Here is a 12,035-nt window from a genome sequence, read left to right as displayed (position 1 = left end):
TCGGACACCGTCGCCGGGGACGCCATTTGCCAGGCGCAGTCCAATGAGGCATCGGAGCGCAATCCTGGATGGAATCAAAGAGGGGATCAACATTGATCAGACATAAGCGCATTTCGCTGGGTTTGCTGGCGAGTGCCGTTATTGCAGCCTGGAGCCCGGCGGGCTGGGCTGCCGATCCGTTCGTCGTCAGGGACATCCGCGTTGAGGGACTGCAACGCGTCGAACCGGGTACCGTGTTTGGCTACCTGCCGGTGCGCGTCGGTGAAACCTTCACCGATGACAAGGGCGCCGATGCCATCCGTGCCCTCTACAATACCGGCTTCTTCAAGGACGTGCAGATCCGCGCCGAGGAAGGCGTGCTGGTGGTGCAGGTCGAGGAACGCCCGGCGATTTCGCAGCTCGAGTTCGTCGGCATCAAGGAATTCGACAAGGACACGCTGCGCCGCTCGCTGCGCGCGGTCGGCGTGGCCGAGGCCCGCTACTACGACAAGGCCCTGATCGACAAGGCCGAGCAGGAGCTCAAGCGCCAGTACGTCGCGCGCGGCTACTATGCCGCCGACGTGCAGACCACGATCACGCCGGTGGACCGCAATCGCGTCTCGGTGGTGTTCAATGTCGAAGAGGGCCCGGTCGCCAAGATCCGCCAGATCAATATCGTCGGCAACAAGGCGTTCAAGGAAAGCACGCTGCGCGACGAGATGCAGCTGTCCACGCCGAACTGGCTGTCGTGGTACACCAAGAACGACCTGTACTCGAAGCAGAAGCTGACCGCCGACCTGGAAGCGCTGCGCTCGTACTATCTGAACCGCGGCTACCTGGAATTCGCCATCGAATCGACCCAGGTCTCGATCACGCCCGACAAGAAAGACATCTTCCTGACGCTGAACATCAAGGAAGGCGAGCAGTACAAGGTTTCCGACGTGCGCCTGGCGGGCGAGCTGCTCGGCAAGCAGGAGGAAATGGAAAAGCTGCTGCAGCTGAAGAAGGGCGATATTTTCTCGTCCGAGAAGCTGACGCAGAGCACCAAGGCCATTACCGACCTGCTCGGCACCTACGGCTACGCGTTCACAACCATCAACCCGCAACCGCAGATCGACAAGGAAAAGCGTGAAGTCGCGCTGACCCTGATGGTCGATCCGGGCCGCCGCGTCTATGTGCGCCGCGTCAACGTGGTCGGCAACAGCAAGACCCGCGACGAAGTGGTGCGGCGCGAGATGCGCCAGATGGAAAGCTCGTGGTTCGACAGCGAAAAGCTGCAGCAGTCGCAGGCGCGCATCAACCGTACCGGCTACTTCACCGACACCAACATCACCACCGAGGACGTGCCGGGCGCGCCCGACCAGGTCGATGTGAACGTCAACGTGACCGAGAAGCCGACCGGACAGATCAGCCTGGGCGTGGGCTTTTCGTCGACCGACAAGCTGGTGCTGCAGGCCGGCCTGCGCCAGGACAACGTGTTCGGCTCGGGCACCAGCCTGGGCCTGGACGTGAACACCGCCAAGTCGTTCCGCACCATTGCGCTGACGCAGTACGACCCGTATTTCACGGTGGACGGCATCAGCCGCTCGACCGATATCTACTACCGTACCTCGCGCCCGCTGTACTACACCGGCGACCAGGACTACAAGATCGTCTCGGCCGGCGGCGGCTTCAAGTTCGGCGTGCCGTTCTCGGAAGTCGATACCGTGTTCTTCGGCATCGGCTACGAACGCACCCAGGTGTACACCTCGGTCAACACGCCGAACCAGTACAAGAACTGGCTGAGCCAGATCGGCAAGAACTCCGGCGACGGCATCAACAACTTCCCGTTCACGATCGGCTGGGCGCGCGACCGCCGCGACAGCGCGCTGGTTCCGACCAAGGGCCCGTACACCCAGGCCAACCTGGAAGTCGGCCTGCCGGGCGGGGATACGCAGTACTACCGCGCCAGCGTGCAGCAGCAGTACTTCTACCCGATCTCGAAGGCCTTCACGCTGGCACTGAACGGCGAGGTCGCCTACGGCCACGGCTACGGCAACACGCCGTTCCCGGTGTTCAAGTACTTCTACGCCGGTGGTATCGGCTCGGTGCGCGGCTACCAGACCAGCACGCTGGGCCCGAAGGACCAGAACGGCAACCCGGTGGGCGGCGCCTCCAAGATGATCGGCAACGTCGAGTTCATCTTCCCGCTGCCGGGTTCGGGCGTGGACCGCACGCTGCGCCTGTTCACCTTCTTCGACTTCGGTAACGTCTATCAGGAAGGCGAGCCGCTGAGCTTCAGCGACCTGAAGTACTCGACCGGCTTCGGCATGTCTTGGCTGTCGCCGATCGGGCCGCTGAAGCTCAGCATGGGCTTCCCGCTCAGGCGCGACCCCAACGACAAGGTCCAGCGCTTCCAGTTCCAGATCGGCACGGCATTCTGATTCTGAAAAAGGATCTGTTTTCATGACTACAACATCCAAACTGGTCAAGTCCCTGGGCGCCGCCGCGCTCGCCACCGCGGCGATCTGTGCCGCGCTGCCGGCCGCTGCCCAGGAAGCGCGCATCGCCGCGGTCAATTCCGAGCGCATCCTGCGCGATTCGCAGCCGGCCAAGGCGGCCCAGGTCAAGCTGGAGCAGGAGTTCTCCAAGCGCGACCGCGAGCTGCAGGACATGGCCCAGAAGATCAAGGGCATGGCCGACAAGCTGGACAAGGACACGGCCGTGCTGGCCGATTCCGACCGCCAGCGCCGCCAGCGCGAAGTGGCTGACCTGGACCGCGAGTTCCAGCGCAAGCAGCGCGAGTTCCGCGAGGACCTGAACCAGCGCCGCAACGAGGAACTGGCCCAGGTGCTGGAGCGCGCCAACCGCGTGATCCGCCAGCTCGCCGAACAGCGCAAGTACGACCTGATCGTGCAGGAAGCGGTGTACGTGAATCCGCGCATCGATATTACCGACGACGTGATGAAGGTGCTGAACGCCGGCAGCAAGTAAGCCGCCGCTGCTTCGTTCCTTCGTTCGTTCTTTCTTCAGGAAGTACCGCCATGCAGACACCCACACTGGGTCAGCTCGCCACCGAGAACGGCGCGCAGGTTGTGGGTGACCCCGACCTGGCGATCACCGGCCTGGCCCCCCTGGACCAGGCCGGACCGGGCGAGCTCTCGTTCCTGTCCAATCCGCTCTACCTGCAGCAGGCGCTGGATGCCAGGGCCGGCGCCGTGATCGTCTCGGCCGCCGACCTCGAGCGCGTGCGCGCCGAAGGCAGGGCCGACGGCCGCAACTGGCTGGTGGCGCGCAATCCCTACGTCTGCTTTGCCCGCGTGGCGCAGCGTTTCGACCGCGCCGCCAATACCGACGCGCGCACCGGCATCGATGCGCGCGCCACCGTGGCGCCCGACGCGGTGGTGCCGGCCTCGTGCTACATCGGTCCCAACGTGGTCATCGAAGCCGGCGCGCGCCTGGGCGAGCGCGTGCGCATCCTGGCCAACGGCTATGTCGGCGCGCACGCCGAGATCGGCGACGATGCGCTGCTCTACGCCAATGTCTCGGTCTACCACCACTGCGTGGTCGGCGCCCGCGCCATCCTGCACAGCGGCGTGGTGATCGGTGCCGACGGCTTCGGCTTTGCGCCGGACATCAGCGCGAGCGGCGTCGAATACGTGAAGATCCCGCAAACCGGGCGCGCAGTGCTGGGCCAGGACGTCGAGGTCGGCGCCAATACCGCGATCGACCGCGGCGCCATGGCCGACACCGTGATCGAGGACGGCTGCAAGATCGACAACCAGGTCCAGATCGCGCACAACGTGCGGGTCGGCGCGCACACGGTTATCGCCGGCTGTGCCGCGGTGTCGGGCAGCACCCGCATCGGCCGCTTCTGCGTGATCGGCGGCGCGGCCAACTTTGCCGGCCACCTGACCATTGCCGACCGCACCACGGTGTCGGGCGGCACCTCGATCACCAAATCCATTACCAAGCCCGGTGGCCATTTCACCAGCGTCTTCCCGTTCCTGCCGCACGGTGAGTGGGAACGCAATGCAGCCATCGTGCGCGGCCTGAGCAAGCTGCGCGAACGGGTGGTGGCGCTGGAACGCCGCCTGCGCGGCCAGGCCGCCGGGTCCCAAACCTCACAAGACTAAAGAGAAATCATCATGAGCGCGGCCGAAATCGATATCCGCAAGATCCTCAAGCTGTTGCCGCACCGGTACCCGTTCCTGCTGGTCGACCGCGTGCTGGAGTTCGAGGCGCAGAAGCGGATCAAGACCCTGAAGAACGTCACCATCAACGAGCCGTACTTCCAGGGCCATTTCCCCGAACAGCCGGTGATGCCGGGGGTGATGATCCTGGAAGCGCTGGCGCAGTCGGCCGGCCTGCTGACCTTCGGCGCCGACATGGAGCGCAAGGAAGGCGCGCTGTACTACTTCGTCGGCATCGACGGCGCGCGCTTCAAGCAGGTGGTGTACCCCGGCGACCAGCTGCACATGAACGTGACGGTCGAGCGCTATATTCGCGGCATCTGGAAGTTCAAGGCGTTCGCCACGGTCGACGACAAGGTGGCCTGCGAGGCGGAGCTGATGTGCACCGTGAAGCAGGCCGAGTGAGGCCGCCCGCGGCCCGCGGCGCCGCCGCGGGCTGACTGCCGCGCTCCCGCTTCGCGGGGGCGGACGGCCCGGACGGGAACCTTTGCCCGGCGCATTGGCCCATCCTTCACCAGACCCATCACAGGACAGTACGCATGACGCAAATCCACCCCACCGCACTGGTCGACCCGAAGGCAGAGCTGGCCGCCGACGTGAGCGTCGGCCCGTTCTCCATCGTCGGCCCCAACGTGCGGATCGGCAGCGGCACCCGGATCGGCTCGCATACGACGGTCGAGGGCCATACCACGATCGGCGCGGGCAACAACATCGGCCCCTATGCCTCGGTCGGCGGCGTGCCGCAGGACATGAAATACCGCAACGAGCCGACCCGGCTCGAGATCGGCGACCGCAACACCATCCGCGAATTCACCACGATCCACACCGGCACGGTGCAGGACCGCGGCCTGACCAGCATCGGCAACGACAACTGGATCATGGCCTATGTCCATATCGCCCATGACTGCACGGTCGGCAACCACACCGTGTTTTCCAGCAACGCGCAGATCGCCGGCCACGTCGAGGTGGGTGACTGGGCCATCCTGGGCGGCATGAGCGGCGTGCACCAGTTCGTGCGCATCGGCGCCCATGCCATGTTGGGCGGCGCCTCGGCGCTGGTGCAGGACGTGCCCCCGTTCGTGATCGCGGCCAGCGACAAGAGCGGCAACAAGGCCACGCCGCACGGCATCAACGTCGAAGGGCTGCGCCGGCGTGGCTTCGACGCCGGCCAGATCGCCGCGCTGCGCCAGGCCTACAAGCTGCTCTACAAATCCGACCTCAGCTTCGACGAGGCGCGCAACGAGATTTCCGCACTGCTGGCCCAGGTGGATGCCGGCACCGCGGCGCCGCTGCAGGCCTTTGTCGACTTCCTTGCCGCCACCCAGCGCGGCATCGTGCGCTGAGACCGGACCCACATGGCTGACGCCGCGATTCGCAAGGACCTGCCCGCGGGCAACGGTAGCGCCGCGGGCAAGCGCGGCACCATCGCCATGGTGGCCGGCGAGGCCTCGGGCGACCTGCTGGCTTCGCTGATGATGAGCGGCCTGCAGACGCGCCTGGCCGAAGCCGGCGCAGCGGTGGACTACGCCGGCATCGGCGGCAAGCGCATGATGGCGCAGGGCTTCACCTCGCGCTGGCCGATGGAGACGCTGTCGGTCAATGGCTATGTCGAGGTGCTGGGCTCGCTGCGCGAGATCCTCGCGACGCGGCGCGCGGTGCGCGACTGGCTGCTGGCCGAGCCGCCGCTGTGCTTTATCGGGGTCGATGCCCCGGACTTCAATTTCGGCCTGGAAGTGCCGCTGCGCCGCGCCGGCATCCCGGTGGTGCATTTCGTCAGCCCGTCGATCTGGGCCTGGCGCGGCGGGCGCATCCGCACCATCGCGCGCGCGGTCGACCACATCCTGTGCCTGTTCCCGTTCGAGCCCGAGATCTACGCCCGGGCCGGCATTCCGGCCACCTACGTGGGCCATCCGCTGGCCGACGTGATCCCGATGGTGCCCGACGTGGCCGGCGCGCGCGCCGCGCTCAAGCTGCCGCCCGGGCACCGCGTGGTGGCGGTGCTGCCGGGCAGCCGCCAGTCCGAGGTGCGCAACCTCGGCGCCACCTTTTTCGCCGCGATGGCTCGCATGCAGCGCATGGATCCCAAGCTGGCGTTCGTGCTGCCGGCGGCCAGCGCGCCGCTGCGCGCCATCGTCGAAGACCTGCACCAACAGCATCCGGAACTGTGCCTCACCATTGTCGACGGCAAGTCGCACCAGGCCATGGAAGCCGCCGACGTGGTGCTGCTGGCGAGCGGCACCGCCACGCTCGAGGCGGCGCTGTACAAGAAGCCGATGGTGATCTCGTACAAGGTGCCCTGGCTGACCGCGCAGATCATGAAGCGCCAGGGTTATCTGCCCTACGTGGGATTGCCTAATATCCTTTCAGGGCGTTTTGTCGTGCCCGAGCTGCTGCAGGACGACGCCACGCCCGAGGCGCTGGCGCGCGAGACCCTGCTGCAGCTCAACGACGAGGGCAATACCGCCTTCCTGTACGAGCATTTCACGCGCATGCACGAGACGCTCAAGTGCAATACCGCGCAGCTGGCGGCCGATGTCGTGGTCGACCTGATGCGCAGCCGGGGGACCGTCTGATGGCACGGCGCAATGCTGCATCACCGCAGCTGGGACTGGACCTGGCGCCGGCGGCCGGCGCCATCCAGCGCCTGTGCGGCGTCGACGAGGCCGGCCGCGGCCCGCTGGCGGGACCGGTCTATGCCGCCGCGGTGGTGCTCGACCCGAAACGCCCGATCCGCGGCCTCGCCGATTCCAAGATCCTGACCGCGGCCAAGCGCGAGGCGCTGTACGAGAAGATCTGCGAGCGCGCGCTGGGCTGGCATATCGCCTTTGCCACGGTCGAGGAGATCGATACCATCAACATCCTGCACGCCAGCATGCTGGCGATGCAGCGTGCCGTGCAGGGCCTGGCCGCCAGCGGCGTGGTGCCGGACCTGGTGCAGGTCGACGGCAACCGCTGCCCGCAGGTTGCGTACCCGGTCGAAGCCATCGTCAAGGGCGATGCGCTGGTCAAGGCGATCTCGGCCGCGTCGATCCTGGCCAAGGTGGCGCGCGACCGCGCCCTGATGGAACTGCACGCGGCCTACCCGCAGTACGGCTTCGATTCGCACGTGGGCTACGGCACGCCGCAGCATATGGCGGCGCTGGCCGAGTTCGGCGCGACCCCGCACCATCGCCGCTCGTTCGCGCCGGTGCGCGAGGCGCTGGCGCAACGGCCGGTGTTTGCCGCCATCGCCGCCGCCGCGCCGGTGACCGAAGACATCGCGGCCGCTGACACCGGCATCTTCGCCGGTGCCGCGACCGAGGCCGCTACCCAGCGCGGCACTTTCCTCCCACCCGAAGCATCGTGAAGCACGTCACCTCGCGCGACAACGCGCTGTTCAAGCACCTGAAGGCGCTTGCCGGTTCCACGCACCAGCGCCGCAAGGCGGGCCAGTCGCTGCTCGACGGCGTGCACCTGGCGCAGGCCTACGTGGCCGCGCGCGGCCAGCCCGTGACCTGCGTGGTGTCGGAGCGCCACTACGACCACGCCGAAGTGGCGCCACTGCTGGCCCGGGTGGACAGCGAGCGCGTGGTGGTGCTGGCCGATGCGCTGTTCACGCAGATCAGCGGCGTGGTCAACGGCATCGACCTGATGCTGGTGATCGAGACGCCGGCGGGCCACCTGCCGGCGCGCATCGAGCAGGACTGCATCATCCTGGACGGCGTGCAGGACGCGGGCAATGTCGGCTCGATCCTGCGCAGCGCGGCCGCGGCGGGCATCCGCGACGCCTTCCTCGCCACCGGCTGTGCCTTTGCGTGGTCGGTCAAGACCCTGCGCGCCGGCATGGGCGCGAACTTCCACCTGAACATCGTCGAGCATTGCACGCTCGAGGCGCTGGCGCCGCGGCTGGCGATCCCGCTGCTGGCGACCTCTTCGCACGCCGAGGCCGCGGTGTTCGATACCGACCTGCGCGGACCCGTGGCATGGGTGGTCGGCAACGAAGGGGCAGGGGTCAGCGACGGCTGGATGGCGCATGTGACCCGCAAGGTCGGCATTCCGCAACCCGGCGGGATGGAGTCGCTGAACGTCGCCGCGGCGACCGCGATCTGCCTGTTCGAGGCGGTGCGCCAGCGGCGCGCCGGCTGAGCGCGGGCGGCGGCGCGACCCATAAAAAAAGCGGCCCATGCGGCCGCTTTTTTCCTGCTTCAGTAGTTGTCGCGATCGACCTTGATCTCCTGCAGGATCGTGGTCGCGATCTCCTCGATCGACTTGTGCGTCGACGACAGCCACTTGATGCCTTCGCGGCGCATCATCGCCTCGGCCTCGTTGACCTCGTAGCGGCAGTTTTCCAGCGCGGCGTACTTGCTGCCGGGGCGGCGCTCGTTGCGGATCTCGGTCAGGCGCTGCGGGTCGATCGACAGGCCGAAGATCTTCGGCTTGAACGCATAGAGTGCAGACGGCAGCCTGCCGCGCTCGAAGTCGTCGGGAATCAGCGGATAGTTGGCGGCCTTCAGCCCGTACTGCATCGCCAGGTAGAGGCTGGTCGGGGTCTTGCCGCTGCGCGACACACCCACCAGGATCACATCGGCTTCTTCGAGGTTCTTGTGTGACTGGCCATCATCATGCGCCAGCGAGAAATTGATCGCCTCGATCCGGTTCTTGTAGGCCTCGGTGTCCGCATTCTGGTGGAAGCGGCCGATGGCGTGGGTGGATTTCAGGCCCAGTTCCTTCTCGAGCGGCTCGATGAAGGTCTGGAACATGTCCAGGATCATCGCCTTGGCGCGGCGCAGCGCCTTGTTCGCTTCCTGGTTGACCAGCGTAGTGAAGACGATCGGCGGCACGCCTTCGTTGTGGAACGCCTCGTTGATCTTGCCGACGGCGATATGTGCCTTTTCCGGGGTATCGACGAAGGGCATGCGCACCTTGCGGAAGCGCATCTCGAACTGCGCCAGGATGGAGTGGCTGAAGGTCTCGGCGGTGATGCCGGTGCCATCCGAGACGATGAACACGGTGCGCACCGCGGGGCGCTCGGCGGCCTGGGGCGCCGGCGCCGCAGGGCTTTCGGGTTGCGTTCCAGGCTGGGACCCGGGTGTCGCCGTTCCGGGCGCTTCTGGCTGGGACATGGGGAGGGTGGAATAAATAGATTGAATCTTCCGCAGAAAAGTGCGGCGCAGCACGGTAGAATAGCGGCGATCTTTTCGCTAAGCAATTCCAGAGGGTGGCCGGCTCCGCAACATGCCCACGCCACAAACCGCGCCGGAATTGTCGACAATGCGCGCTACGCGATGAGAGCCGTAGCGCCAGGTCCGCAGCGCCAGTTCGGGGTTGCTTAGCCAAGCGATCCGTCCGGGAACAGAACATCCACAACATACCGGGCATGCGCAACCAGTTTTCTACTTTGTTTTGAGGCTCTCATGACTAACCAGGCAGATAACGGCGCCTATGTGCTGCCGTTCGAGCAGTTGCGCATGGCTGACGTGGAAATCGTCGGCGGCAAGAATTCGTCGCTGGGCGAGATGATCTCCCAGCTGGCGGAAGCCGGCGTCCGGGTTCCGGGCGGCTTTGCCACCACCGCGCTCGCCTTCCGCGACTTCCTTGCCCACAACAACCTGACCGAGCGCATCTCGCAACGGCTGAAGACCCTGAACGTCGACGACGTCAAGGCCCTGGCCGAGGCCGGCGCCGAGATCCGCGACTGGGTCGCGACCGCGCCGTTCCAGCCGCGCCTGGAACAGGAAATCCGCGAGTTCTATGCCCGCGTGTCCGAGCGCGAAGGCGCCGAGGCCTCGTTCGCGGTGCGTTCGTCGGCCACGGCAGAAGACCTGCCCGACGCCTCGTTCGCCGGCCAGCAGGAGTCCTACCTGAACGTCAGCGGCATCGACGACGTGCTCGACAAGATCAAGCACGTGTTCGCCTCGCTGTACAACGACCGCGCCATCTCCTACCGCGTGCACAAGGGCTTCGCCCATGACGTGGTGGCGCTGTCCGCCGGCATCCAGCGCATGGTGCGCTCGGACCTGGCCGCTTCCGGCGTGATGTTCACCATCGACACCGAATCGGGCTTCCCCGACGTGGTCTTCATCACCTCCAGCTATGGCCTGGGCGAAACCGTGGTGCAGGGCGCGGTCAACCCGGACGAGTTCTACGTCTTCAAGCCGACGCTGCAGGCCGGCAAGTACCCGATCATCCGCCGCTCGATCGGCTCCAAGCTGATCAAGATGGAATTCACCAAGCCGGGCGAAGCCGGCCGCGTGAAGACCGTCGACGTGCCCGGCGAACTGCGCAACCGCTACTCGATCACCGACGAAGACGTGACCGAGCTGGCGCGCTACGCGATGATCATCGAGAAGCACTATGGCCGCCCGATGGACATCGAGTGGGGCAAGGACGGCAAGGACGGCAAGATCTACATCCTGCAGGCCCGCCCGGAAACGGTGAAGAGCCAGTCGGCCGGCAAGGCCGAGCAGCGCTTCAAGCTCAAGGGCACCGCACCCGTGCTGACCAGCGGCCGCGCCATCGGCCAGAAGATCGGCACCGGCCCGGTGCGCGTGATCAACGACCCGTCCGAGATGGAACGCGTGCAGCCCGGCGACGTGCTGGTGGCCGACATGACCGACCCCAACTGGGAGCCGGTGATGAAGCGCGCCTCGGCCATCGTCACCAACCGTGGCGGCCGTACCTGCCACGCCGCCATCATCGCGCGTGAACTGGGCGTGCCGGCTGTGGTCGGCTGCGGCGATGCCACCGACGTGCTCAAGGACGGCACACTGGTGACGGTGTCGTGCGCCGAGGGCGACGAAGGCCGCATCTACGACGGCCTGCTGGAAACCGAAGTGACCGAGGTCCAGCGCGGCGAGATGCCGGAAATCGACGTCAAGCTGATGATGAACGTCGGCAACCCGCAGCTGGCGTTCGACTTCGCGCAGATCCCGAACAACGGCGTCGGCCTGGCGCGCCTGGAATTCATCATCAACAACAATATCGGCGTCCACCCGAAGGCCATCCTCGACTACCCGCAGGTCGACGCCGACCTGAAGAAGGCCGTCGAAAGCGTGGCCCGCGGCCATGCCAGCCCGCGCGCGTTCTATGTCGACAAGCTGGCCGAGGGCATCGCCACCATCGGCGCGGCGTTCTACCCGAAGCCCGTGATCGTGCGCCTGTCGGACTTCAAGTCGAACGAGTACAAGAAGCTGATCGGCGGCTCGCGCTACGAGCCGGATGAAGAAAACCCGATGCTGGGCTTCCGTGGCGCCTCGCGCTACATCGCCGAAGACTTCGCCGAAGCCTTCGAGATGGAGTGCAAGGCGATGAAGCGCGTGCGCGACGAAATGGGCCTGACCAACGTCGAGATCATGGTGCCGTTCGTGCGCACGCTCGGCCAGGCCGAGAAGGTGATCGAGCTGCTGGCCAGGCACGGCCTGAAGCGCGGCGAGAACGGCCTGCGCATCATCATGATGTGCGAAGTGCCGTCCAACGCGATCCTGGCCGAAGAGTTCCTGCAGTTCTTCGACGGCTTCTCGATCGGCTCGAACGACCTGACCCAGCTGACGCTGGGCCTTGACCGCGACTCGGGCATGGAGCTGCTGGCCAAGGACTTCGACGAGCGCGACCCGGCGGTGTGCTTCATGCTGTCGCGCGCGATCTCGGCGTGCATCCGCCTGGACAAGTACGTCGGCATCTGCGGCCAGGGCCCTTCGGACCATCCGGACTTTGCCGCCTGGCTGGCCAAGGAAGGCATCAAGTCGATCTCGCTGAATCCGGACTCGGTGGTCGAGACCTGGCAACAGCTGGCTTCCTGAGGCCTTTGACGTCACAATAACGACTGCCGGCGCCCTCGGGCAGCCGGCGGAGGCACCGGCCCTGCGTCAGGTGTTACAAAGCCCCGCAGACGCTGTATGGCGCTGC

Annotated in this window: 10 protein-coding genes; 9 read left to right on the top strand and 1 reads right to left on the bottom strand. The window is 66.2% G+C overall.

The window, feature by feature from the left end; all coding sequences use genetic code 11:
• Positions 1 to 68 precede the first annotated feature (68 nt).
• From bamA to A3AG_RS0112245, 8 genes are all read left to right on the top strand, one after another.
• Positions 69 to 2,402, top strand: a complete 2,334-nt coding sequence (gene bamA, locus A3AG_RS0112280) for an outer membrane protein assembly factor BamA (RefSeq protein ID WP_018005688.1) — start codon at positions 69 to 71, stop codon at positions 2,400 to 2,402.
• A gap of 22 nt (positions 2,403 to 2,424) precedes the next feature.
• Positions 2,425 to 2,952: an OmpH/Skp family outer membrane protein gene (locus tag A3AG_RS0112275; protein WP_018005687.1), complete on the top strand. Its 528-nt coding sequence runs from the start codon at positions 2,425 to 2,427 to the stop codon at positions 2,950 to 2,952.
• 50 nt (positions 2,953 to 3,002) lie between these two features.
• Positions 3,003 to 4,094: a UDP-3-O-(3-hydroxymyristoyl)glucosamine N-acyltransferase gene (lpxD, locus tag A3AG_RS0112270; protein WP_018005686.1), complete on the top strand. Its 1,092-nt coding sequence runs from the start codon at positions 3,003 to 3,005 to the stop codon at positions 4,092 to 4,094.
• Between the two features lie 12 nt (positions 4,095 to 4,106).
• Complete coding sequence (gene fabZ / locus A3AG_RS0112265; protein WP_010809590.1) at positions 4,107 to 4,556, top strand: 3-hydroxyacyl-ACP dehydratase FabZ; 450 nt, start codon at positions 4,107 to 4,109, stop codon at positions 4,554 to 4,556.
• 134 nt (positions 4,557 to 4,690) lie between these two features.
• Positions 4,691 to 5,494, top strand: coding sequence for an acyl-ACP--UDP-N-acetylglucosamine O-acyltransferase (lpxA, locus tag A3AG_RS0112260; RefSeq protein ID WP_018005685.1), 804 nt, complete (start codon positions 4,691 to 4,693; stop codon positions 5,492 to 5,494).
• A 12-nt stretch (positions 5,495 to 5,506) separates the two neighbouring features.
• Positions 5,507 to 6,724: a lipid-A-disaccharide synthase gene (gene lpxB / locus A3AG_RS0112255; protein ID WP_018005684.1), complete on the top strand. Its 1,218-nt coding sequence runs from the start codon at positions 5,507 to 5,509 to the stop codon at positions 6,722 to 6,724.
• On the top strand, positions 6,724 to 7,497 hold the full coding sequence (gene rnhB / locus A3AG_RS0112250; protein ID WP_018005683.1) for a ribonuclease HII: 774 nt from the start codon (positions 6,724 to 6,726) through the stop codon (positions 7,495 to 7,497). Before lpxB ends, rnhB begins: the two co-directional genes overlap by 1 nt.
• Positions 7,494 to 8,276 carry a TrmH family RNA methyltransferase gene (locus A3AG_RS0112245; RefSeq protein ID WP_018005682.1) on the top strand — a complete coding sequence of 261 codons (783 nt, stop codon included), beginning with the start codon at positions 7,494 to 7,496 and terminating at the stop codon, positions 8,274 to 8,276. The genes rnhB and A3AG_RS0112245 overlap by 4 nt, the downstream gene beginning before the upstream one ends.
• Before the next feature lie 59 nt (positions 8,277 to 8,335).
• Here A3AG_RS0112245 and ppsR read toward each other — a convergent pair whose 3' ends face one another.
• Positions 8,336 to 9,139, bottom strand: coding sequence for a posphoenolpyruvate synthetase regulatory kinase/phosphorylase PpsR (gene ppsR / locus A3AG_RS0112240; RefSeq protein ID WP_010809585.1), 804 nt, complete (start codon positions 9,137 to 9,139; stop codon positions 8,336 to 8,338).
• A 405-nt stretch (positions 9,140 to 9,544) separates the two neighbouring features.
• On the opposite strand from ppsR, the gene ppsA reads away from it, so the two are divergent.
• Positions 9,545 to 11,929 carry a phosphoenolpyruvate synthase gene (gene ppsA / locus A3AG_RS0112235; RefSeq protein WP_018005680.1) on the top strand — a complete coding sequence of 795 codons (2,385 nt, stop codon included), beginning with the start codon at positions 9,545 to 9,547 and terminating at the stop codon, positions 11,927 to 11,929.
• The last annotated feature ends 106 nt before the right edge of the window (positions 11,930 to 12,035 follow it).

This window comes from Cupriavidus neocaledonicus, assembly GCF_000372525.1.
In the GTDB taxonomy this organism is placed as follows: Bacteria; Pseudomonadota; Gammaproteobacteria; order Burkholderiales; family Burkholderiaceae; genus Cupriavidus; species Cupriavidus neocaledonicus.
The sequence above is the reverse complement of the archived record's forward strand: the minus strand, read 5'-3'. Positions and strand labels throughout refer to the sequence as shown.